A 23,326-nucleotide genomic window follows, 5' to 3' on the forward strand; every position below is an offset into this window, starting at 1 on the left:
TGATGGGGCATTAGCTCAAATGGTTTCTAAAACCTCCCCCTGGGGAGTAGTCACAAATAGCCCGAAGAACCGCTTGGGATGAGAGAACACAACCAGCTCCAGATGATAGATGTCAGCTCCAAGCGGGCTACCCCGAGGCGGGCCGTAGCTTGCGGGACAATTTGGCTCGGTCCAATTGCATACCCTCAGGTCAGAGATCGCACCCTCCCCAAAGGCGACGCCTTGGCGCTTGCCGAGACAGCCGGGATTCAGGCAAGCAAACGCTGTTCCGATTGGATCCCCCTCTGCCATCCCCTCGCCCTCGATGGGGCGCGAGTCGACTGCGAGCTAAACGACACCAACGCCAGCGTGACTATATACGCTCAAGTGGCTGCCCATACCAAAACTGGTGTAGAGATGGAGGCCTTAACCGCCGTTCAGGCGGCGCTGATAACCATTTGGGATCTCGCCAAGCAGGTCGAAGCAAATCTTATCATTGGCAATACTCGACTGCTCCTTAAGGAAGGAGGCAAACAGGGGCGCTGGCTAAATCCTGATGGCGTACCGGAGTGGATAAAAAATGAGCACGACTAAGGAGCATATTGCTGTCTACATTGAGTTTTTCGGGGCGTTTAGAGAATATGGCACAGGCGTTGAGTTGTCTCTTGAAAGCGGCTGCCGAGCCGAGCAAGTCAAACTAGCACTTGAAAGTACCATCGGATCCGGCGCAGCAAATCTGCTGACACATTCGGTCCTGGCAGACGAAGAACAGATCCTCGGCCCCGACTGGCAACTGGATAAGCCCGCCCACCTGGCAATACTCCCCCCGGTAAGCGGCGGTTAGACCGACTAACCCGCGAGTGAGCGCCATAACGAGCAATCGATGAGCAATATTCAAGCCTTTACAACCACTGAACCGATTCAAGTCGATCGGGCAGTATCTTTCGTCACCAGTTCCAGCTACGGAGCTACCAATCTTTTCACCGGTACAGTGCGCAACTCACACAACAATCGTCAAGTTGAAGGTATCACGTACGACGGCCACCGCGTACTCGCCGACAAGACCCTGCAAAGCATTGCTGCTGAGGCCCACGATAAGTGGCCTGAGATAAGTATCTACCTTAGTCACTTTATTGGTAGGTTAGGAGTAGGTGAGATAAGCGTCATTATAGCCATCGGTTCACCCCATCGTGAGCCTAGCTTCGCCGCTTGCAGGTTCATTATTGAACAGCTCAAGATGCGTGCACCAATCTGGAAGCAGGAACACTATGTCGACGGATCTAGCGACTGGCTGCCCGGCCACTCACTCAATAAGTAGGCTTAGTCCAGTATGGCCTGACAAACACCTTCTCTTATGTCCGCTTGCAACCGCGCCAAGCCCATAACCGGGGTTGTCCTAGCTGGTGGCAAATCCTCACGGATGGGCACGGACAAGGCGGCGCTCAGCTGGCACGGGCGCCCTCTGCTAGATCACATGATGGACAAACTCAAGGAGGCAGGCATTGAGAGCAGGTGGGTAAGCGGCAACAGCCACAACTACCCCTGTTTTAACGACCCAACCCCCTTCGCCGGCCCGGGGCGTGCCATAGCCAGCGTATTACGCCGACTACCCGATGATTCATATGGCTTACTTGCCGTGCCCGTAGATATGCCACTACTCCCTGTCGCAGCGCTACGCAGGCTCATTGAATATCCAAGCGGGGCTTTTTTTAGTGGCCAACCGTTACCTGCTTTTTTCCCCAACCACACACCAGCGCCAGACCTTGACAGCGTCTATAAAATCCATGCCGATCTTGATACTCGTGAGCTCGAACTGCCCGATGAATGGCAATTTTATATGCAAAACATAAATACTCCTGAACAGTGGGAAAGACTGATAAAGCTTACCATGGAAGTGACTTGACCTCACAAAATTGGTGCTATTGCACATAAAAACGAACGAGGTGCGCCTATGGGAAGCCACAACGCAAAAGATTTTCAGGCCCTATCAATGGCGTTGTTGACCGTCTCAGATACTCGTGGCTTAGCCGAAGACACCTCCGGTGCCGCCTTAGCCGAGCGCATTGAGGAGAGCGGCCACAAGCTTAATGCCAGGGATATTGTGACTGATGATCTATATAGTCTCCGAGCCGTGGTCGCCGCTTGGATTGCTGATAAGTCAATCGACGCAATAATTATTAATGGCGGCACCGGGATGACGCAGCGGGATGTAACTCCTGAAGCTATATCACCACTCTTTGACCGCTGTATAGAGGGCTTTGGTGAACTATTCCGGCATATCTCCTTCACCGAGATAGGGCCAGCTACGCTGCAGTCACGCGCTTTAGCTGGCATTGCCAATGCCACTCTCATATTTGCTGTACCCGGCTCGCCTGGGGCATGCTGCACAGCTTGGGACAAGATTCTTGCCCATCAGCTAGACGCTCGCAGCAAGCCATGCAACTTCGCCAATCTGCTGCCACGTATCCGTGTCGCTTAATGAAACGGCCGGCACAGCTGACAGATAGGTTTGGCAGGCATATAAACTACCTGCGCCTGTCAGTAACAGATCGCTGCAACCTGCGTTGTTTTTATTGCGTTGCAAATAAACCAATACAACGCCACAAGCGCCACGAGGTGCTTAGCCTTGAGGAGCTCGAACGCCTCGCTAATGCCTTTATTCAACTCGGCATCACCAAGATCCGGGTCACAGGCGGGGAGCCTTTAGTCCGCCGAGGGGTAATCGGGCTGATTGAAAACCTTGGCAGGTCGAGCCAGCTTAACGAGCTGACCCTCACCACCAACGGCACCCAGCTTTGCAAGTATGCTCAACAGCTCAGAGAAGCTGGGGTCGATCGTCTCAATGTAAGCCTCGACACTCTAAGTCGAAAACGTTTCAAAAGCCGCACAGGTGGCAACCTGGATCAAGCACTCCAAGGCCTCGAGAAGGCGCGACAGTGCAATTATAAGCGCATCAAGATCAACGCCCTTATCAACGCTAGTGACAACGACGACGAGGTTGTTCAGCTAATTGATTTTGCCACCGCGAATGGCTTCGATATAACTTTCATAGAAGAGATGCCCCTTACCGGCAGCTTGCACGACCCCTCAGAAGATCAAAGATTTGTTAGCTCTCAGGACATTCGCTCACTATTACCAATCTCATATCGGCTTATTCCCACCCAAATCAGCACTGGTGGACCAGCGCGTTACTATCAACTAGCCGATAGTAACACCGCGAGCCTGATAGGTTTCATCTCCGCACGCACTGAGCATTTTTGTCACAATTGTAATCGCGTCCGGCTGACCGCTACCGGCAAAATGGTACCCTGCCTAGGCCAAGCTCATGAAGTAGATCTACGCCATACAATCCGCAACCATCCTAACGATCAAAGTACTTTATTCGAGATAATACGCAGCGGGATTTACCGCAAGCCCTGGGGGCACAACTTCAATCAACCAGGTTATGTTGCCGAGACTCAACTAAGGCCTATGAGTACCACCGGCGGATAAGACTTACCCCCAACAACAAAGCTGGGGATAATCCTATCCTGGGCATTGGTAAGCCGAGTTTATGAAAGCTTTGACTAATTGGCAGCATCAAAACGCCGTGCTACCTCTTCCCAGTTGACCACATCCCACCAGGCCTCAACATAATCCGGGCGACGATTTTGATAGCGCAGATAGTAAGCGTGCTCCCATACATCAATCGTCAGCAGCGGTGTGCCCTGTTTAGCCGCAACATCCATTAAAGGGTTATCCTGATTCGGAGTATCAGTTATTTCTAACCCTTTGTTGGTTTTGATTAGCCAAGCCCAACCCGAACCAAAACGCCCCACTGCTGCTTGTGTGAACTCCTCACGAAACTGATCAAAAGAGCCAAAATCGCGCTCAATCGACTCTGCCAGGGCGCCTGCAGGCTTGCCGCCGCCGTTAGGCGACATCATCTGCCAAAACATTGAGTGATTCCAATGCCCACCGCCATTGTTGCGCACAGCGACTGGTAGTGATGAGACGTTGGGAAAAAGCTCCTCAAGCGGCTTATCTTCCAGCTCGGTACCGCCAACCGCGTCATTGAGCTTAGTCACGTAAGTATTATGGTGTTTGCTATGGTGTAGCTCCATTGTCTGTGCATCAATAGAGCGCTCCAACTCGCCATAGTCGTAATCTAAATCAGGTAGTTGGTGAGCCATGGTATTTCCTCCTTCAAGTCTACCTAGGCTATCAGCAGTGCCTAGATACGGTGGAGTGCTGTGTAGGCAGATAACTTAGTGTTCCCTTCGGTGTACGTCCATGTAGCCGGCGCGCCCTTTAAAATTGTTGTTGTGTTTAGAATAATTATCATTCAATGAGGAGTCAACAGACTTGAGCAATTGAACCTTCGCAGACTCTACTTACCCTGTTCACTGCTTTCTGCCTCTTCCCTGTTCACAAACCAATGCCGTAATGCAGCCCCGCTGAGGAACAACACAAACAGGACAAATACTACACCGATAGCGCCCCTATCTATACGCCCCTCCTCCGCCACCTCAACAGCCTCATAAACCGCAAAACTGTATACACCACTTTTAAGGCCCAAGCCAATACAGGCTGCCAAGGCAAAAGAGAACAGCGGCAACTTGAGCAGCCCCCCAGCGTAATTGATTGGGGCGTGAGGGAACCCGGGCATGGCTCGCACCGCACACTGGCTTAAAAAATCACCATGCCTTGACAGCAGCCTAACCCATCTACTCTCTGGGGTGATCGCTGCGCGGCCAAAGTGAAGTGAAAAGTGATAAGCGCCTACAGCTCCAAGGGTGCTACCTAATGTGAGCGTAATGGTGCTCAGCAAGGGCGGGTAGAAAGGCGCAACCACCCACAAAGCCAGGCTGCCCGGCAGGGCCAGCGTAAACAAAGCTGCCTGAGCCACAACCACCACGAGCAGCAACCACTGCCTCTCTGCCATTGCATCGCCAAGGGCCACAAAATCTTCGACCTCCCAAGGGGAAAAGATTGCTATAGCAGTACCCGCTGCCAGGACAACAACCAGTATCGCAAGTCGTAGCAGTGCTCTACCTCCGCGATCTTCACTATGCCGAACTTTTATAACGTACTCTCACCCGATTACCCGGAGGGAAATACTCAACATCCTCACAAAGGGCGCGGACCAGCATTATGCCTCGACCCGCTGCTATCGCTGAGGCAACATCGCGACTATCCGAGGCGGCGAGAATACGCTCGTAATCGAACCCCGGACCGGTGTCTTCCACCTCAATCACCACGCCCCTTCCCGAGGCATCAGGATCGTAGTGCAAACGGATATATACTTCGCCGGCATCCAAATCAGCCATGGCCTGAGCGCGGCGCTGATAGTAGCTATCAAACCCCTCTTCATTGCGCTTTAGGCTCGAATCAAGGCCCAACACGCCATGCTCAAGGGCGTTAGTAAAAAGTTCAGCGATGACAACGTAGAGGCTTTGGCGATCCTCTTCCAAGGCTCCCAGATCGGCCAGCAGATTCATCATCGGGGGCACCGGGTTGACGTGCGCTAGCGTGCGCGCATCCAAGACCAGCTCCGTCTTCCAACTAACGGCCTCGGCAGCGCCATAACCAATACAGCTGCTATTGGAGATCAAGCTGTCAAAGTCCAGCTGAATGAGTGTAGTATCGTCACTCGGCTCACTCGCCGAGCGGAAGTCATTTACCTGCTTAAGCAGGTCGTCGAAGCCACTGCCAGGCGAGGCATTCTTCAGTGTCTGCTCCAGTCTTTCATCGCCATACAGCGAGCCACCTTCGCCAGCCACCTCAACTATCCCGTCAGAGCAGGCGTAAAGATAACTGCGCTCAGGGATATCAAGATAACTCAATTGGCGACGTCCAGGAGCGCTGTTACGCTCTACCCCCAACGGCAAATCGCTGGATGTAAATGTCGCTACAAGCTCACCATCACTAATAAGCATGACGGGCGGCATACCGGCGTTCCAAACGCCAACCCGGCGCCTACCGCTGTCTACCTCGATTAAAGCGGCGGTCAAAAACATATCCGGGGGCAGACTGCGGAACAGCTTTTCGTTGATAGCATCAAGCATCTCAGCAGGATGGGTCCCCCGGGCTACTAAATCATAGTAGACAGCCGCTAAACCCGGCACTCCAACCGCAGCGCCAATACCATGACCGGTAAAATCGCCAATTAATATCAGCAAATTACCGTTAGGGCGACGGCCAGCTAAGAGGATATCGCCACTTAGTATGGCAGCTGGTGAATAAAAGTAGCGCAACCCCGGCGTATTCAAGGCATTTGATGAGGTGGCCCTCGCCACTATCCGCTCTGCAGTCTCTTGTTCATGCTCGAGGCGTGCCTGATGGCTGCGCAGCACATCGCGCTGAGCCACTACCGTTCGGTACAGTTCCCTAGTGCGAAGCCAAGCCTCTATTTTCGCATTAAGCTGCACACGGCTGATCGGCTTAGTAATGAAATCATCGCCACCGGCCTCTACACACTGCGCCAAGCGCTGTTCATCGGTTAGCGCAGTAACAAACAGAACCGGTACAAAACCGCCTCTATCGAGGGCCTTGATCCGACGGGTAGCCTCGTAGCCATCAATGCCCGGCATCATGATATCCATCAATACCATGTCTATCGGGTGCTCTTTGAAGCGCTCTACCGCCTCTTCGCCATTGGCTGCGGTAATAACTTTAAAACCGCGAGCTACCAGAACTGTTTCCAGTAGCATGGCATTGACGGGCTCATCATCGACAACCAAAAAAGTTGATTGATCCTGCTTTGCTATGCCGTCATCCACTTTACACCCCTATACCAGACCGTGGCTAAGCCGGACCATCACTCCTCAATCTGGAAGAGGCGCTGGAAGTTAGCAATTTCCAAAATCTTCCGCACTTCGCGGGTGCAATTGCGTAATACCACCTCACCGCCCTGGTCAGTAGCAAACTCCCTTAGCAGCAACAACATCCCAAGGGCTGAACTGTCCATGTACTCGGTCTCACGCAGATCGACAACGAAGCGGCGCACCCCCTCGGAACCCTTGTAAGCCTGCCTAAAATCCTTATGGAGGCTGAAATCGAAGTAGCCACTAACGTTCAAGACCAAGGTTTTGCCGCCATCTTCGGTGCTAGTATGAATCGCCATATTCGTAGTTACTCCTAAATTGGAAAGTTTTCAGTTTTACCGAATGGGCTGTTGAGTTTAAAACAGCTCCACATCACCGTGATCCATCGACGCCTGTTCGACCTTCCTTTGCTTTGCTCGCTGCTCCTCGCGAGTAGCCCGTTTTGAGGCAAGCATCTCCCTTGCCTCGCGCAGTCGGGCGGCATATTCGCTACCATGAACATCCTCTTCTGCTATCTCCTGCAGCACCCCGCGCACCCCATCAAGATAGACATTCAGGCCCTCTACCCCGGTCCGGGAACTCTCGACCAACTGGGTAACGATATCCTCAAACTGCAAGGCCCGCACCGCATCTGCCACATGCCCATCAATCTGCCTACTTACATTGGATATCTTGGTGACCTGCTGCTCTACTTCCTTATCAAGATTGCGCAGGGTCTCCATCATTTGCGATATCTGCTCTTTGGTAGAGAGCGTGACGTTCATATCAGTTGAGGCCATCTCACCGACTTCACGCCGTGTGATCTCGACAAGCTCATTGATGCTGGTGACCTCATCAGCAATTTGCTGATTGAAGACGTTCGATTTTTCAGCCAGTTTACGCACCTCTTCTGCGACAACTGAAAAGCCCCTGCCCGACTCACCTGCCCTTGCCGCCTCTATACTAGCATTAAGGGCTAACAAGTCGGTCTGATCCGCAATTCCCTTAAGGTCGCCCAGCAGGTTATCTATGTTAGACATCTGAGCAAGTATGTCATCGATGCGGGAAACCGTCTTCACGCTCCGCCGGCTCATATCGACGATAAGGTCGACGTAGGTGTTTAAAAAACTCTCGGTCTCCGATACAAACTCACTGATGCCAAACTCATCCATAGCCGAATCTGTACCGGTGCGCTCAATCACCGCCCGGGCTAAACGCTCCTGCTCGTCAGTAGCTCTATCCATGCCGTTGAAGCTCTCATTGAGCGATTGAATAGCGTCGCGAACCAAGCCATGGATCTGCTCAAGATCACCTGATACATTGCGGAACTCGGCATTCAGGCTGTCATCAATATCATGAAGAAGGTCACGCAAGGCCTCTTCAAGCTCGCTTGCGGTCTGTTCCGCCTGCTCCCGCCCTGACTGATGTTCGGCAACTATGCCCACAGCTCCCCAAGCAACCGCCACCACAATCACAGCGACTGAACCGATAGCAGGCCAAACATACGCCGCAACAGCAGCAGCTACGGTTATAATCAACAGCGGTATTGCGTAGCGCCACAATCTGGAGATGAGGTAGGTTGCCTCCAGGCTCTCTTTAAAGCCACTCTGTTGCCCAGGATCGCTCATAAATCTACCTTTCGCCACTGCTAGTTGATGCAGCACTGGCTGCCTGAATTATCGCGCCAGCAATACTGCCAATAGGCAAAACCCGTTCGGCTGCCCCAGCCTTAACCGCTGCACCCGGCATACCCCAAACTACGCTACTCGCCTCGTCTTGGGCGATTGTGTGGGCCCCAGCTGCACGCATCCGCCCCAGGGCCTCTGCACCGTCGGTCCCCATCCCGGTCAACAGCACTCCGATTCCATGTCGGCCGGCGACACTGGCCATTGAGTCAAACAGAACCTCTACCGATGGGCGATGCCTTTTGACCAACTCCCCTGCACGTAAACGGCAGCTATACCGGCTACCATCGCGAGTCAACTCCAAGTGTTTCTCGCCTCCCGGAGCAATGTAGACATGGCCGGGCAAGATGCGCTGACCATCCTTCGCTTCGCAGACTGATGCTTCACATATACCATCCAAGCGCTGAGCAAAGGCTGCAGAAAACCCTGGCGGCATGTGCTGCGTTATCAGAATAGGCGGCGCTGTTTGCGGCATCTCTTCGAGCACTTGCTGAATTGCTACGGTGCCGCCGGTAGACGCACCTATAGCTATAACCTTGGAGCTGCCAATCTTGGCAACAGGATGCTGGGGACGCGGCTTACCCGCTCTCTGATCCGATCTACCGACTTTGGCTCGTGCCGCCGCCCGTACCTTGGCTACAATCTCCTCGGCATAGGACTCCAAGCCATGGGCGATATCCATGCGCGGTTTGCAAACAAAATCTATCGCGCCCAGTGACAACGCCTCAATGGTCTCTTGCGCGCCTTCCGCGGTAAGCGTGGAAACCATTACCACCGGCATCGGGCGCAACCGCATCAGGTTACGCAGGAAAGTGATGCCGTCCATGCGCGGCATCTCTATATCCAGAGTAAGGACGTCGGGGTTGAGCTGCTTTATCTTTTCACGGGCGTCATAAGGATCATGGGCCGTTCCCACAACCTCAATATCGTCCGCCTGTTCAAGAATCTCGGTCAGCAGGCGGCGCACCAGTGACGAGTCATCAACTATTAACGCCCGAATCATAAGTATCAGTCACTCAAAAAAGATCGATGTCACCGGCCTTCGGTGACTCATCAATCTCATGGAGATAGTGCTCTTCGCGTCGCACAACGGTGTTATTACGCGTAGTATAGAGCTTCTTCGAACGCGCCCGCCCACTCTCAGGAAAGTACTGCACCTTGCGTGGGTAATCGCCACCTAAATCCTCGCTTAGCAAACGCAGGCCCTCGGTGGCGATATATTCGCGAGCAAACTCAATATTCCGCTTGCCTATGTCGGTTACTGCATCCAACACTCGGCCACCGCCGAAGAGTTTAACCTCAAGATCACTGCGTTTGCCTCCTAAAGCCATGATGCGGTTGATCAGCTGCTCCATAGCGTAGTTGCCGTAGCGGGCCGACTCACTCAGAGGATCGTTGACCCGACCTGCCCCGCCGCGCAACGGCAGCATGAAGTGGTTCATGCCCCCTACCGCTAGGCGCCGATCACGTACACAGGCTGAGACGCACGACCCCAGGGTTGTCACAACCATCTCCCCACCTCGAGTCACATAAAACTCGCCCGGCAGCAACTTGGCAGCAAAAACCCCATGTTGAGGATCCCAGTAACGGTTAATATGCTCAAATCCGGGCATGCTCGGTGGCGGTTCGGCGGACCGATTACCCCCGGCAGTGCCATAGCTGTTATCAGTGCGTCTTCTTGTAGATAGTTCGGCCATGGGATTCAAATCTATCGCTGACCTTCCACAGCGTCTCGGAATGACCTATGTATAACCATGCAGGATCGGTCATTATCTCGGCTACGCGCTCAAAAAGTCGGCTCTGAATCTCCTTATTAAAGTAGATAATTACGTTACGACAGAAAACTATCTCGAACTGTTCACGGAAGGGCCAGTCATGGAGCAAGTTAAGCTGATCGAACTCGACCAAACGCTTTAGCTCCGGTCGCACCCGCACTAGCCCGTCGTTGTTTCCTTTGCCGCGCAGGAAGTTCTCGCGCAACCGCTGTTGACTTATACCATCAACCCGGCGCCGGTCGTAGATCCCCCTAGCGGCGTGCTCGAGGACATTGCTATCCAGATCGGTGCCAATAATTTTGACACGGTCAGGAGCACGGGCGCCGAAGACTTCGCGAGCGGTTATCGCTATCGAGTAAACCTCCTCCCCGGTTGAGCATCCTGCTGACCAGATCCGCACCTTCCCCGGAGCAGCCTTTAGCACTCCGGCAAGATGGTCAAAGTGGTGCGACTCGCGAAAGAAAGCCGTCAGATTTGTCGTCAAGGCATTGACGAAATGCGCCATCTCGCGACGCTGCGGGTCATTGACGAGCTGCTTACGATACGAAGCAAAATCGCGCAAGCCGAGTGCCCTTAGCCGCCTAGCAAGGCGCGAGTAGACCATATCGCTCTTCGCCTCACTGAGCTGGATACCGGTCTCACGCCCTACCGTTTCGCGAATCCACTCAAAATCATCCCAGGTGAAGTGGAACTCGCGCTCAGCTTCAGCCGCCTCCCCCCGTGCCGCGGTTCTTGCCATATCTTCTCAGGCTCTCCCTATCCCCTGCTCCGGCTTAAAACTCTTCCCACTCGCTGTCCTCCTGTTGCGCGGCTGAGCTACGCTTGGAAGACTGCGTCTGGCGCTGCTGCGTCCCTCCTGATGGGGCAGTAGTGGTGCCTTTTGCTCCGCCCTGCGCAGCACCGCCCGCCTTACTGCCCCCCGTTCGCCCAGCACCCGCACCATTCCCTGATCCAGCCCTTGACCCAGAGCTAGAGCCATATTGGCCGCGCCCGGACTGGCTTGAACCGCGGGAAGAAGAACTAGCACTGCTATGGCTAGACTTAGCGGCAGAGCGCTTCTTGGTCCCGCCGTTCTGATTGCCACCAAAGAAGCTCATCAGCTGAACCAGCGAGGTCGACTGCTCATCCAGCGACTCAGCTGCTGATGCCATCTCTTCGACAAGCGCCGCATTCTGCTGAGTCACCTCATCAAGCTGACTTACCGCCTTGTTTATCTCATCAATTCCCGAGGACTGCTCTTCGGTAGCCGAGGCAATCTCTTCGATCTTGTCGTTGACCGACTGGAAGGCAGTTACTATCTCTTGCAGGGTTTCACTAGACTCACTGACCAGCTGAGTTCCGTCTTCCACCTTTTGACCGCTATCGTTTATAAGCCGTTTGATATCTTTGGCTGCAGTAGCACTGCGCTGGGCCAAGTTGCGCACCTCGGCAGCCACCACCCCGAAACCGCGGCCATGCTCACCGGCCCGTGCCGCCTCAACCGCGGCGTTAAGGGCCAGTAAGTTGGTCTGGAAGGCGATCTCATCAATAACCGTAATAATATCCGATATTTCGCGGCTAGACTGCTTGATCGCCGACATCGCCTCGACAACCTGGCCGGATATCTCGCCTCCGCGCTCGGCCTTTTGCCGTGCCGTACCAGCCATCTGGAGTGATTCCCGAGCATTCTCGGCGGTCTGCTGTACCGTGCTAGTGAGTTCCTCGATGCTTGAGGCAGTCTCCTCGAGTGAACTCGCCTGCTCTTCGGTACGCTGCGAAAGGTCTTGGTTGCCCTGGGCAATCTCCGAAGATGCCGAATCCAAGCTATCGGCCGTTTCGCGCACCTCATTAACGGTGCGCCGCAACACACCGATAGTCGAGTTAACGTAGTCTTGCAGCTCTCCAAAATCGCCCTTGAACTCACCTTCCATGCTCTGGTTAAGGTCACCTTTGGCAACCAAGTTCATCACCCTAATGACCTCACGCACCGGGGCTTGGGTCACATCGAGAACCAGGTTTATATCCTCACTGAGGGTACGAATGAACCCCTCAGACATATGTGAAGTCTCGACCCTCTCACTCAACTGGCCGGCTTGAATGCGTTCGATAAGACCCTCGACATCCTTTTGGGCCTTTTTCTCATCTTCGCGACGATGCCACTCTTCAGTTATGTCGAAGACTTCCAGTGTATTGCCGAGGAATGTGCCATCATTAGCGTCCTCGCCAGTAATGTGAACATCAAAGCGCAACTCACCAATATCGAGACGCTCATGCATGGCGTCGTCGCGAACCTTCTTCATCTGCTCGGCAAAAGGTACCAATTGCGGCAGCAGCTCAAGCAATGAGCGACCTTTGAGATTGCGCGCCGAGAACCCCCGGTTTACCTCGCTTATCTCGCGCTCGCGGCGCGATAGCATCCGCTCCATAGGGTCATTGACATAGGTAATTACCCCATCCGGGTCGGTCATTAAAAAGGGAGTGGTGCATGTCTGCATCGCCAGCATGAACCGGTAATAGCGGTTGAACTCCTCACTGCTGACGGTTATCTGATCACCTTGGTTATTGCTCGCCATCTCTGTACTGCTCCCGCTTGGTTGACCACCCGAGGTAGCCGCCTCCGGCTGCTCAGGCTGTTGTTGCTCATCTTGGCGCGACTCTCGGTGAGAACCCGGGTTAAAATCCGGTGACGATTCACTGGCAGCTGCTGCTCCCTGCCCATCATGAGAGTGCCCATCAGTAGAATTCTCATCAGCAGAGCTATCATCGCCGCTCGGAGGATCTTCTTTCATCCACGCTAGCGGATCGCGGCCAAGCTTTTTATCGCCATTGCTAGCCCCACTCTTCTTACTACCTTTCGAGCCACCGCTACTCGCCACGGCTCCTCCCTCCTATATAGCTACTCGCCGCCGGCTTAAAGTCACAACTATTCATCCGTTCACCTCGGCTGGTTCCAGGACGCGCCGATGGCGGATATCTTCAGCCAGGGCGGCATAGTCTTTGGCTCCGTTGCTGTCAGCACGGTACTCAAACACCGTCTGCCCAAATCCCGGTGCCTCAGCCAGAGACACGTTATCTCTGATTGCCGTACGCAGTACCTGGCCTGGGAAATACTCTTCAAGTTTCCCTCTCACCTCGCGCGGCAACCGGCGCTGACCGTTGAAACGAGTCACCAGGACAAACTTGTTGCGCGATATGTGCAGCCCCTGTTCAACCCGCATCAGGGTCCGCATAAGCCCAGCTAGGCCTTCAAGGGCCAAGTAATCGCAGGAGACCGGCATGATCACATCATCAGTCGCCAACAACGCATTGATTGCTAGCAGACCAGATGAGGGCGGACAATCAATAATGACGAAGTCGAACCCCCCGCCGATCTGCTCCAAGGCATTGGCCAAAATCCAACCCCGCTCCCTGCCGCCAGACATCTGCTCTACCTCAGGCAACCGCGGCCCGGGCGGCACCAATAGCAGGCCATCACGAGCCTGCTGAGCCCTATCATTGATAGCCACGCCATTGAAAAAGACATCATCAAGCCCCGGGTCAAGGCCTTCAATCCCCATGCTGGCGGCGAAATGACCCTGCGGATCAAGATCTAGCCCGAGCACCCTGTGACCGCTGCGGACCAAAGCATGAGCGACATTGACCGCGGAGGTGGTCTTGCCAACACCCCCCTTCTGATTAAGAAAAACCAGGCAGCGTGGCTGTTGAGCGCTCATGCTAGTGCCCTTTCCCTACCGGTCGCAGCAATCATTTGAGCCTATCCATTTCGCTAGCTAGACGATCAAGCAGTTCAACTACCGTCTGGGAATTATCAGCTAGGTGCTCCAGCTCGCCGGCCGCAGCATCTACATCACCGCGCTGATAGAGTGCTGCTGCCTTTTTACCGTGGGCATGGACTGCGGCATGCGGCTCATCAAGTTCGCCAAAGGCCGGCAACTGGCGGATAGCTTGATCATCAACCGCATCGTACCATTTGCCCAACCGGCACTGATGGTGATCAGTCAGCTCGGCACTATCGACCTCTTCGCGACCGGCAAGCATCGAAGCAATGCGCATCTTCCACATTACGTGGTCGAACTTACTCCGGTGGATAAATACCTTAGGCAGATTGAGATCGGTCATCTCATCCATCTCGCGGGAGAGGATGCCGCGCGAGTCGCCTAGCACATCCAAGGTGTTTTCGACATCATTGACATTGCGCTCGGTTCGATCAGTAACCGCACTGATCGACTCGGCGACCTGGGTCACCGCCCCCTTCTGCTCATTGATCACCGAAGAGACATTCTGCACGTGCTCGGTAACCCCGCGCATGCGCTCTGCAACCTGCTGCATGGTCTCGCTAGTCTCCACAGTTGCCTCCCGGCCACGCTCGACCGCGCTGCCCATATCTTCCACCGACTTTGATATCCCTTCGGTCTCATCCCGCAAGACGCGAATGCGCTGAGCTATATCGACAGTGGCGTTCTTGGTCTGATCAGCCAAGCGCCTGACCTCCTGAGCTACTACAGAGAAGCCAGCCCCGGCTTGGCCTGCCCTAGCCGCTTCGACCGAGGCATTTAGGGCAAGCATATTGGTCTGGAAGGCGATCTCCTCGATGAGCTCTATAATGGAGCCTATCTCATCCGAAGCCTTATTAAGCTGCTTGACTTTTTGCGATGCTGTGTCAGCCAACTCGGCGATCTCTTGGACTGTCTCATTAGTCCGCCGCGAGGACTGATCGCCGGAATCAACCAGCTTCTGCACCGCCTCAGTCTCGGTAGCCACGGCACTGCTGTTCTCGGCCACTGTATCAATACTCGCGGCCAACTCCTCTGATGTAGAGGCAATCGTCTGGCTGCGCTCGCTTGTCTCGCGGATAGTCATGCGCATTTCTGAAGCCGCAACAAGGCTATCAGCGATGTTGCTGGTCAAGGCGACAACATCCTTGAGATTTTGTGACTCCTTACGGCCAATAACACCCGCGAGGTCATGGAGCGCTCGGGATAGCTTGCAGTCTCCTTTAGGCACAGCCAGATAGTCGCCACTGGCTATCTGCTCAACCATCTTCAGCATCTGCTCTACGCGCTGCGGGCTAACCCAACCCTGAGCTTCAAGGTCGCTCTCGTTGGAGGTGGAGTGCAGGCTATCCATTATCATTACCCTCGCTGTCTTGGGTTACTGAGCGGACCACATCGGCGACTTGGCTATGGTCGTCAGCAACGGCCAGATCCTCGTCGCTAAGTAATTCATCAACATCGAGGACGATCACCATCTTGTTGTCTTCTACTGTAGCCAAGCCGCGGATAAAATCTGTGCGGATATGGGCACCAAAATCGGGTGCGGGGCGTATCTGCTCAGACTGAAAGGTATAGACCTCGGATAAGGCATCAACTACCAGTCCAATTATCCTGTCACGTTCCCCGCAAACCACCCTTACCATCACCACAACGGTAAACTTGCTGTACTCCTGCGCTTGCATACCGAAACGCTCACGCAGATCTATCACCGGCACAATAGTGCCACGCAGGTTTATTACCCCCTTCACATAGTGTGGCGTATTGGGGATCGGGGTCGCCTTTTGCCAGCCCTTGATCTCCTGCACCCGCAGGATATCAACGCCATACTCCTCATCACCGAGGGTAAAGGTCAGATACTGCTCGCCATCTGCTGCCGCCTGCATAGCATCAACCGTGTCCGCACCGCTGCCTAAGGCCGCGGTTCGTTCGCTTGCCAAATTCTGTTGCTCGCTTTGCTCTGTCATCTTCGCTCCCGTACCCGGTGACCATGCTACGTCTGACCAACCATTTTCTAGCCAGTACTAGTCGGCCTCTTCACGCTCAGGTATTACCGGCTGCCGAGGACCGCCTCGACTCATCTCGACCAGCCCCGCTATATCGAGTATTAGCGCTACTGTTCCATCACCCAGTATGGTTGCGCCGGCTATACCTGGAACCCGTAAGTAGTTGGCTTCAAGGCTCTTTATAACCACTTGCTGCTGATCCAGCAAATCATCCACAAATACCCCGATGTAGGAGTCCTCATCCTCGACGATAACCATCAAACCGCCAGCGAGTTCGTTGCGCGACGGCTCGGTATCAAAAAGCTCATGCAGGCGCACTATCGGCACATAACCCTCGCGCCAGTGGTAGACTTCGCCTCTACTGGTAACCCGACTAACCTTGCTGCTATCAATTTGCAGCGACTCGATAACCGAGACCAGCGGCACAATAAAGGTCTGATCACCAACCCGGAACAGCTGCCCATCAAGTATTGAGAGGGTTAACGGTAACGAGATGGTAATGGTTGTCCCCACCCCGGCGCTCGAGCGAACATTGAGACTGCCAGAGAGAGAGCGGATGTTGCGCTTGACGACATCCATGCCCACGCCCCGCCCGGAGTACTCCGTGGCTTGGTCGTGGGTAGACAGGCCGGGGTGAAAAATCAGATCAAAGACCTCGCTATCGGCGAGTTCAGCTCCATCCTCTACCAAACCCGCTTGGCGCGCCTTATTGAGCAGCTTGTCGCGGTCTATGCCCTTGCCATCATCGCCTATCTCAATGATTATATTGCCGCCCTTATGGTAGGCATCAATAGTTATCTGGCCTTTTTGCGGCTTACCCAAGGCCTGACGTTCTTCGGGCATTTCTATGCCATGATCGACGCTATTGCGGACCAAGTGGACCAGCGGGTCGATAATCTTTTCCATGACCGTCTTGTCCAGCTCGGTCTGTTCACCTTCCATGTTGAAGTCGACTTCTTTGCCCAAGGCCCTGCTTGTATCATGGACTATCCGCGGCAGACGCGAGTAGGCAAAGCTGATCGGGACCATGCGAATACGCATGACACTCTCCTGCAGCTCGCGCGTATTACGCTCAAGCTGAGCTAGGCCATCCTGTAACTCCTCGAGGCGCTCCTGAGTAAATTCCTTGCCGATCTGGCTGAGCATAGACTGAGTAATCACCAGCTCGCCAACCATGTCTATCAGGGCGTCAATCTTGCCGGTGTCTACTCTTATAGAACTGGAACTCTTGGACTTCTTAGCGGTGCCATCGCCCCCTTTAGCTCCCGCCTGCGCCTTGGCCGCAGAGGCCTTGGCATCAGTTGCTGGCGCAGCGTCCGCCGCATTCGCTGACTGATTGGCAGGCACAGATGCAGCAGCGGGCGCATCTCCCCCGGCTGCGGAGTGCGATTCGTTAGCTTGCTCGAGCTCTTCATCTTTGGCTGCAGAGGCTGAAGATTGGGCCTTTCCAGCTAGTGGCTCAATTTCTATAACGGCGTCGTCTTCAACCCATTCGAAGACCTCGCGGATATCCTCACGTGAAACCTTGCCGTGCAGCTGCAGATCCCAGGAGAGGTAGCAAGACTCAGGATCGAGTTCTTCAAAAGGAACCAGACCAGAACTATTGCACTCAACCTTCAACTCGCCCAGATCGGCTAGGGCTCTGAACAAGCGGGCCGGATCGTTCCCGGTAGTTAGCAGATGCGGCTCTGGCTCAAAGTGAATGCGCCAGCCGTGATGGTTATCTCCATTACCTTTACCGCCGCCAGCGCCAGCGCTCCCATCACCACCGCTGCGCGCACCGCCGGCAGCTGCCCCATTGCTGTCAGCACCCGGACTTGAGGCAGCACCCCCATCTTTGCCATTGCTCCCAGTGCCTGAACTGCCTATTGCAAGCTGCTCGTCCAAGCTCCGCTGAGCCGCACTTAGGGCATCACTATCGAGCTGTTGATCGGCCTGGATCGCCTCTAACATACTGCGCAGGCAATCAACCGCAGATAGTAGGGCGCTTACCGCTTCCGCGGTAACTGCCTGTTCGCCGCTGCGCAGGCGATCAAGAAGTGTTTCCATCCGGTGAGTAAAATCGGATATGGCGGTAAGCCCGAAGGTCCCGGCCCCACCTTTGATTGAGTGTGCTGCGCGGAATACCGTGTTAAGGTTTTCCTTGTCGGGCTGTTGCGGGTCTAGCTCAAGCAGACCCGACTCCATCGTATCTAGACCCTCGAAGCTCTCTTCAAAAAAGGTCTGCAGAAACTGGCTGAGATCAACGCTCATACTGTCTCCCCTGGCGGTTGCAGCGCCTGCCCCCTAGCTGACCACTTTTTTGATGGTATTAATCAGCTGGTCAGGGTCAAAGGGTTTCACCAGCCAACCAGTAGCACCGGCCTGCTTACCCTCTTGCTTTTTCTCCGGCGCCGACTCGGTCGTCAGCAGCAAGATTGGCTTAAATTTAAAAGCCGGCAGGGCACGAAGCTCTTTTACCAGGGTAATGCCGTCCATATTAGGCATGTTTACGTCAGTAATTACCAGATCAAAGCTGCCGCCCTTGGCTTTCGTCAAAGCATCTTTACCATCAACCGCTTCAGTAACCTCAAAGCCACTCTGTTTAAGGGTATAAGTGACCATCTGGCGCATTGATGCTGAATCATCTACAGCAAGGATCTTTACCATTTCAGCTCACGCCCCGCACCTCAAAATTTAAAAATACGTTGTTCAGTTCCATCTCTTCGGCCTCAACCCAAAAAGTCCCAGGCGCCCCCTGCCTATTCCATTTCACACGGAATCACCGCGCACCTCTTCTACTACACCCAGATAGCGTGCCGCCGAATCAACCTTATCCGGCACTTCACCACCGTGCCAGCCCCAGCCCGGCCCCTCAGCCGCGGCTCGCGAAAAGGCCATCAGTATTTGTACGCCCGCCGTATCAACTCTCTCCAGGCTACTGCCGTCAAGTACCACCGGCTGCTCATCGGCGAGTGCGCTACTAAGCTTCTGTTTCAACTCAGAGACAATCGTAATGTCGAGTTGCTCTCCCAAGTTAATAACACCCGAAGCTTCAGCCATTGCCTTACCCTTCATGATTTTATTCTTCAACAGTGCCTAAAAATCTTTCCTCAGGCAAGCATTTTGTTTTGTTGATATTTGTCATCTTCCCGCAGAGAGGGAAGGATTTGTTTGTTCTTTGATAAAACCATCCAGCCTGTCTATTGCCTCTTCCAACTGCGACATTAGGCTGCGAGCTGTCTCTAAATCACCGTCGCGCGCAGCATCATCGATGAGCCTGGCAACACTCTGCGCCTCGGAGGCGCGGATGCTCGCCAAACCGCCTTTCAGCGGGTGCGTTGAGGCGTGAGCTGTCTCGCAGTCGCCATTCGCTAAAGCGGCACGAATCTCTGCCATGCGCTGCGGCATATCCTGACGCATCCGCGCCAGGAGCATGTTAGCCAGATTCTCGTCACCGCCAACATTATCAAGCAGCTGCTGCATATCGACGATCGGCTCTTCAGCCATCATTGACCTCCCACCCTTGACGCAAACGGGGCAGCAACGCTCGGAAAGAGTCGGTACCAGCCCGTTGGAGCCATTCAAAGGCCACCATCTCGTTGCTTACAACGACAATGCCGGCATCGCGCATCCTTTGCAGCGCTAGTTCGCGATCACTTGGCCGCCGTGAACCAACCGCATCGGCCACCACAAATACCTGACGGCCACTCGCTTTGAGACCCAGGGCGCTCTGCAGCACACAGACATGAGCCTCAGTCCCCACTACCACCACCTGTTTGGGTAAACCTGCATGGAGCGGCTCAGGCTCGCTCATCCACCCAAAGCAGTTTTTGTTATAAAGCCTCGTTTCATCTACCCAAGGCGCTATCTCAGCAACTGTTTTACCTATGCTCTCGGGAGATTGCTCTGTGGTAAATATGGGCACCTCTAACTGGCTAGCTACTGCGGCCAACCACTCAGCCGCCGCTATCACTTGCTGCCCCTGGTATATCTTGGGCAGTAACTGCTGCTGTAGATCAACGATCAATAAGGCACTGCGCCGTGGATCAATAATTCCATTATTCATTGAAAAATCTCCAAATGGCATCAATAAGTACTATCTACACCACGGCGACCTCGGATCATATCCCGGTGATCGCGGATCGCAGTACCACCGATCACCATAACAGTGGCCATAGAATACCCCCCTAGTAGCACTAGGCTCACTCAGCTCTGCCCAGAGATGGTAATCCTCAGCCTCGACAACTGGGTAGGTGTACTCATGCTCATCAATCCTACCTTCACGCTCACCCGCAACCTCACCCAATACGGTAATGTAACGGCCTGGAGAGTATGTGGTCGGCTCTAAAAAGCCATCAACCCTAAACATAAACCTGCCTTGGGTCTCATCTCTATCCTGCGGCCGGCCATGGCGCCCCAGCGGCCGCTCGACTATCTCGATCTCGGTGTAATCCGGCTTATTGTGGACATCGGCTATCGCCCCACCCCAACGAACCCGCTTACCTTGATACTCTTGCGGGGCATCACGCACCTGCGTCAAGGTTGGCGCATCATCAGGCGCAGAACGTAACTGCTCAGGAACAGGCGATGCGCAGCCTGCCAAAAGGCCAACCAAGCCAAACAGTATAATCAGCGCCACTAGCCTCATGAGGCAACCCTCCACTGCCAGAACCGCGCCAATAGGCCGTGCCGCGGAGCCAGCAACAGGCTGAGCAGAAACAGCCCCGCAGCCACCAGTACCATTGCGCCACCCGAGGCCAAGTCAAAGTAGTATGCCAGATAGAGGCCGATAACTGTCGATAGAACACCACACAAGGCAGCCAACCCAATCATCCGTGAGAGCCTGTCAGTGAGCAGATAAGCAGTAGCGCCAGGGATAATCAGCATAGCCACAACCAGAATGATGCCCACCGTCTCGAGACTGGCAACAATGGTCAGGGTAAGCAGGAGGATTAAACCGTAGTGAATTGCGGCTGTATTCAAACCCAAGGCTTGGGCATGGATCTCATCAAAGGCATAGGCGAAGAGCGCCTTATAACCAAGCAGGACAGCTAGCAAAGCTATAACACCGGCCACCAGAGTCAGCAGTAGAGCACCTTTATCAACGCCCAGAACATTGCCAAAGAGTATGTGCATCAGGTGGGTAGAGGTAGCAATCTTGCCGATAATAACCACCCCAAGGGCGAATGCGGCGGTAAACATTATCCCTATAGCGGTATCAGACTTGATCCTCGTAGTACGCTCGATAAACCCAATACCCAACGAAGTCAAGGCGCCGGCAATGAAAGCACCGACAAAAAAAGGCCAACCCAGCAGGTAGGCAATAGCGACTCCTGGCAAGACGGCATGCGATATGGCATCTCCCAGCAGTGCCCAGCGCTTGAGCACGACAAAACAGGAGAGAACCCCACAAACCAAGCCTACAACTATGGAGGTAAGCAGCGCCCGCTGCATAAACTGATATTCAAACGGCGTGGCCATTGACTCGGGGAGCAACCCGACACAGGCCATCAAGACTGCCAGCAAGCTGTCGACCAGCGCCTCGCCCCACTCCATCAGCGATCTATCTCCCGAACACTCCGGGCAAACGAAGGGTCTGCAGTCTGCATCAGCAACTCATCACTGAGCACCTCTTCCGGCTTACCCGAGGCGATAACCCGGCGGTTGAACAAAATAATCCGATCGGCATACCGCCTCGCCCCAGCTACGTCGTGGGTTACCAGAACTACCGTGCGCCCGGCAGCACGTAGCTCGCGCAGTACACCGAAGATCATCTGTTCACTTGCCGCATCCACCCCGACCAAGGGCTCATCCAGCAGGAGCAGCTCAGCTCCCTGCGCCAGGGCCCTTGCTAACAGCACCCGTTTGCGTTGCCCGCCGGAAAGGGCGCTGATGTGTCGAGGCGCGCAAGCGCTCATATCTGTCGATGATAAGGCCTGCTCGACCGCTCGATGGTGCTCTTTAGCACACCAACGCTGAGGGAGAAAACGGCACATCCCGGAACTTCTCATCCGCGTATAGCGCGCCGAAAAGACCACATCCCAGACCGATGCTGGGAAATCCCAATCTAAGGTCTCCTGCTGCGGCATGTAAGCAATGTTTCCAGCTCGGCGCTGCTTGGATGCCGACAAGCCCTTGATAAAGAGCCAACCTTGACGAGGCTGCAGCAATCCCATAACCAACTTAAGCAAGGTTGACTTGCCAGCACCATTAGGGCCCACCAAGGCAACCAACTCACCTTGCGGTATATTCAGGTCTACGCCAGCTACTGCATCAAAGCCCTGATAACCGGCATAAAGCCCGCGCCCCTCTACGGCAGACGGCTCAACTGCCGCAGCGTTGTCGCCACTTCCTGACCCGTTAGGGCGCTCAGCAATCAAGCTTCCGGCCAACAAGCCGCCCCCTAGTCATCGCCTACTTCATCACCCACGTCACCGCCTTCGCCATCCCCCAGCGCAGCAACTATCACATTTGCGTTATGGCGCATCATACTAAGATAGTGACCGGCCACACCGTCAGGCTCACCTAGCGAATCGACATATAGTGGACCGGCAACAGCAACCCCGGTGTCTGATGCCACCGACCTTACATAGCGATCAGATATAGTGCTCTCCCAAAATATGGCCCCGGGACGCCACTCATTAACCAGATCGACTACCCGCATCATCTGCCGCGGCGAGCCCTCTTCCTCGGCATTACTGCCCCAAATACCGTCGTGCCGAAAGTCGTATGCATGAGCGAAATAGGGGAAAGCCGCTTCACTGGTAATCAAAATACGGCGCTCTTCCTCGATTGTTGCAAGTTTCTCTTCCAAGTCCGCATACAACTCCTTGAGCTCAGCTTGGTACTCATCTGCTCGATCCCGGTATAGCTCTTCGCCATCTGGGTCCAATTCGGCAAGGGTTTGGTAAATCACCTCTATGTAACGTTCGACCGCACGCGGGTCCATCCACATGTGCGGATCAGGCTCGCCTTCTAACTCACCTATTCGGATCGGTTTAGTGGGATAGCCGCTCTTCTCGGCTACTGCAATTAGATCGACATCGCCGCCGACCGTCGCCCGCACTTGGCGAATCCACTGTTCCAGACCGTAACCGTTGTAAAAAAAGACCTCGGCACGCTCAAGATCACGAAAGTTTCGCGGGCGCAGTTCCCACTCATGGACCTCGGCGCCCACCGGGGCGAGGCTGACCACCTCGACCCTGTCGCCGCCCACAGCAGTGACAAGATCGGCCAAGATAGTAAAAGAAGCCACTGCCTTAATACGCTGCTCAGCCCCCAACGTCAGCGGTGCGAGCATAATAAGCAAAGGCAATGATAGCTTCGCAGCCCACAATAGGCGGCGTTGTTTTACCATACCCACCG

The 23,326-nt window shown here is 54.5% G+C and carries 27 protein-coding genes; 6 read left to right on the plus strand and 21 right to left on the minus strand.

All coding sequences use genetic code 11. From position 1 onward, the window contains the following. Window positions 1-78: 78 nt before the first annotated feature. From moaC to moaA, 6 genes are read left to right on the plus strand one after another with little or no spacing between them, the layout of a single operon-like run. A complete protein-coding gene (moaC, locus tag HH1059_RS11435; protein ID WP_096406084.1) occupies window positions 79-573 on the plus strand; it encodes a cyclic pyranopterin monophosphate synthase MoaC in 495 nt (164 codons plus the stop codon). Continuing rightward, a complete protein-coding gene (locus HH1059_RS11440; protein WP_096406087.1) occupies window positions 560-823 on the plus strand; it encodes a ubiquitin family protein in 264 nt (87 codons plus the stop codon). The genes moaC and HH1059_RS11440 overlap by 14 nt, the downstream gene beginning before the upstream one ends. 39 nt (window positions 824-862) lie before the next feature. Continuing rightward, window positions 863-1,297 (plus strand): molybdenum cofactor biosynthesis protein MoaE, encoded by a 435-nt coding sequence (locus HH1059_RS11445; protein WP_096406089.1) that lies wholly within the window; start codon window positions 863-865, stop codon window positions 1,295-1,297. Between the two features lie 36 nt (window positions 1,298-1,333). Next, window positions 1,334-1,882, plus strand: coding sequence for a molybdenum cofactor guanylyltransferase (gene mobA, locus HH1059_RS11450; protein ID WP_096406092.1), 549 nt, complete (start codon window positions 1,334-1,336; stop codon window positions 1,880-1,882). A 48-nt stretch (window positions 1,883-1,930) separates the two neighbouring features. Continuing rightward, a complete protein-coding gene (gene moaB, locus HH1059_RS11455) occupies window positions 1,931-2,458 on the plus strand; it encodes a molybdenum cofactor biosynthesis protein B (RefSeq protein WP_096406094.1) in 528 nt (175 codons plus the stop codon). Further along, window positions 2,458-3,471, plus strand: coding sequence for a GTP 3',8-cyclase MoaA (gene moaA / locus HH1059_RS11460; protein WP_096406097.1), 1,014 nt, complete (start codon window positions 2,458-2,460; stop codon window positions 3,469-3,471). Before moaB ends, moaA begins: the two co-directional genes overlap by 1 nt. 74 nt (window positions 3,472-3,545) lie before the next feature. Here the strand turns inward: moaA and HH1059_RS11465 are convergent, their stop codons facing one another. The 21 genes from HH1059_RS11465 to HH1059_RS11565 all read right to left on the minus strand — a co-directional run bounded on the left by HH1059_RS11465 (window position 3,546) and on the right by HH1059_RS11565 (window position 23,318). Continuing rightward, the gene (locus HH1059_RS11465; protein WP_096406100.1) at window positions 3,546-4,151 is read right to left on the minus strand and encodes a superoxide dismutase; all 606 of its coding nucleotides are present in this window, start codon (window positions 4,149-4,151) and stop codon (window positions 3,546-3,548) included. A gap of 197 nt (window positions 4,152-4,348) precedes the next feature. Beyond that, entirely contained in the window at window positions 4,349-4,903 is a 555-nt protein-coding gene (locus tag HH1059_RS11470; RefSeq protein WP_231901950.1) for a TVP38/TMEM64 family protein, read from the minus strand. Window positions 4,904-5,027: 124 nt separating this feature from the next. Next, on the minus strand, window positions 5,028-6,740 hold the full coding sequence (locus tag HH1059_RS11475; protein WP_096406105.1) for an ATP-binding SpoIIE family protein phosphatase: 1,713 nt from the start codon (window positions 6,738-6,740) through the stop codon (window positions 5,028-5,030). Between the two features lie 38 nt (window positions 6,741-6,778). Further along, window positions 6,779-7,084, minus strand: a complete 306-nt coding sequence (locus HH1059_RS11480) for an STAS domain-containing protein (protein WP_096406107.1) — start codon at window positions 7,082-7,084, stop codon at window positions 6,779-6,781. A 57-nt stretch (window positions 7,085-7,141) separates the two neighbouring features. Beyond that, window positions 7,142-8,392: a methyl-accepting chemotaxis protein gene (locus HH1059_RS11485; protein WP_096406110.1), complete on the minus strand. Its 1,251-nt coding sequence runs from the start codon at window positions 8,390-8,392 to the stop codon at window positions 7,142-7,144. A gap of 4 nt (window positions 8,393-8,396) precedes the next feature. Beyond that, window positions 8,397-9,452, minus strand: coding sequence for a protein-glutamate methylesterase/protein-glutamine glutaminase (locus HH1059_RS11490; protein ID WP_096406113.1), 1,056 nt, complete (start codon window positions 9,450-9,452; stop codon window positions 8,397-8,399). A gap of 13 nt (window positions 9,453-9,465) precedes the next feature. Further along, the gene (cheD, locus tag HH1059_RS11495) at window positions 9,466-10,062 is read right to left on the minus strand and encodes a chemoreceptor glutamine deamidase CheD (protein ID WP_096410239.1); all 597 of its coding nucleotides are present in this window, start codon (window positions 10,060-10,062) and stop codon (window positions 9,466-9,468) included. Window positions 10,063-10,114: 52 nt separating this feature from the next. Then, window positions 10,115-10,963 (minus strand): CheR family methyltransferase, encoded by an 849-nt coding sequence (locus tag HH1059_RS11500; protein WP_096406115.1) that lies wholly within the window; start codon window positions 10,961-10,963, stop codon window positions 10,115-10,117. A gap of 34 nt (window positions 10,964-10,997) precedes the next feature. After that, window positions 10,998-13,079: a methyl-accepting chemotaxis protein gene (locus HH1059_RS11505; protein ID WP_096406118.1), complete on the minus strand. Its 2,082-nt coding sequence runs from the start codon at window positions 13,077-13,079 to the stop codon at window positions 10,998-11,000. 51 nt (window positions 13,080-13,130) lie between these two features. Beyond that, window positions 13,131-13,916, minus strand: coding sequence for a ParA family protein (locus tag HH1059_RS11510; protein ID WP_096406120.1), 786 nt, complete (start codon window positions 13,914-13,916; stop codon window positions 13,131-13,133). Window positions 13,917-13,947: 31 nt separating this feature from the next. Next, window positions 13,948-15,330 carry a methyl-accepting chemotaxis protein gene (locus tag HH1059_RS11515; RefSeq protein ID WP_162549529.1) on the minus strand — a complete coding sequence of 461 codons (1,383 nt, stop codon included), beginning with the start codon at window positions 15,328-15,330 and terminating at the stop codon, window positions 13,948-13,950. After that, window positions 15,323-15,859 carry a chemotaxis protein CheW gene (locus HH1059_RS11520; protein ID WP_096410240.1) on the minus strand — a complete coding sequence of 179 codons (537 nt, stop codon included), beginning with the start codon at window positions 15,857-15,859 and terminating at the stop codon, window positions 15,323-15,325. Before HH1059_RS11520 ends, HH1059_RS11515 begins: the two co-directional genes overlap by 8 nt. Window positions 15,860-15,997: 138 nt before the next feature. Continuing rightward, window positions 15,998-18,232, minus strand: a complete 2,235-nt coding sequence (locus HH1059_RS11525; protein WP_096406126.1) for a chemotaxis protein CheA — start codon at window positions 18,230-18,232, stop codon at window positions 15,998-16,000. Window positions 18,233-18,265: 33 nt separating this feature from the next. Further along, window positions 18,266-18,628: a response regulator gene (locus HH1059_RS11530; protein WP_096406128.1), complete on the minus strand. Its 363-nt coding sequence runs from the start codon at window positions 18,626-18,628 to the stop codon at window positions 18,266-18,268. Window positions 18,629-18,730: 102 nt separating this feature from the next. After that, window positions 18,731-19,021, minus strand: coding sequence for an STAS domain-containing protein (locus HH1059_RS11535; RefSeq protein ID WP_162549530.1), 291 nt, complete (start codon window positions 19,019-19,021; stop codon window positions 18,731-18,733). Between the two features lie 81 nt (window positions 19,022-19,102). Next, on the minus strand, window positions 19,103-19,471 hold the full coding sequence (locus HH1059_RS11540; protein WP_096406133.1) for an Hpt domain-containing protein: 369 nt from the start codon (window positions 19,469-19,471) through the stop codon (window positions 19,103-19,105). Then, entirely contained in the window at window positions 19,461-20,027 is a 567-nt protein-coding gene (locus HH1059_RS11545; RefSeq protein ID WP_096406136.1) for an isochorismatase family protein, read from the minus strand. The genes HH1059_RS11540 and HH1059_RS11545 overlap by 11 nt, the downstream gene beginning before the upstream one ends. 30 nt (window positions 20,028-20,057) lie before the next feature. After that, window positions 20,058-20,609: a Slp family lipoprotein gene (locus HH1059_RS11550; RefSeq protein ID WP_096406138.1), complete on the minus strand. Its 552-nt coding sequence runs from the start codon at window positions 20,607-20,609 to the stop codon at window positions 20,058-20,060. After that, window positions 20,606-21,517: a metal ABC transporter permease gene (locus tag HH1059_RS11555; RefSeq protein ID WP_096406141.1), complete on the minus strand. Its 912-nt coding sequence runs from the start codon at window positions 21,515-21,517 to the stop codon at window positions 20,606-20,608. Before HH1059_RS11555 ends, HH1059_RS11550 begins: the two co-directional genes overlap by 4 nt. Beyond that, window positions 21,517-22,353: a metal ABC transporter ATP-binding protein gene (locus tag HH1059_RS11560; protein WP_231901951.1), complete on the minus strand. Its 837-nt coding sequence runs from the start codon at window positions 22,351-22,353 to the stop codon at window positions 21,517-21,519. The genes HH1059_RS11555 and HH1059_RS11560 overlap by 1 nt, the downstream gene beginning before the upstream one ends. An 11-nt stretch (window positions 22,354-22,364) precedes the next feature. Continuing rightward, complete coding sequence (locus tag HH1059_RS11565) at window positions 22,365-23,318, minus strand: metal ABC transporter solute-binding protein, Zn/Mn family (protein ID WP_096410242.1); 954 nt, start codon at window positions 23,316-23,318, stop codon at window positions 22,365-22,367. Between the last annotated feature and the right edge of the window lie 8 nt (window positions 23,319-23,326).

It is taken from the genome of Halorhodospira halochloris (assembly GCF_002356555.2).
In the GTDB taxonomy this organism is placed as follows: Bacteria; Pseudomonadota; Gammaproteobacteria; order Nitrococcales; family Halorhodospiraceae; genus Halorhodospira; species Halorhodospira halochloris.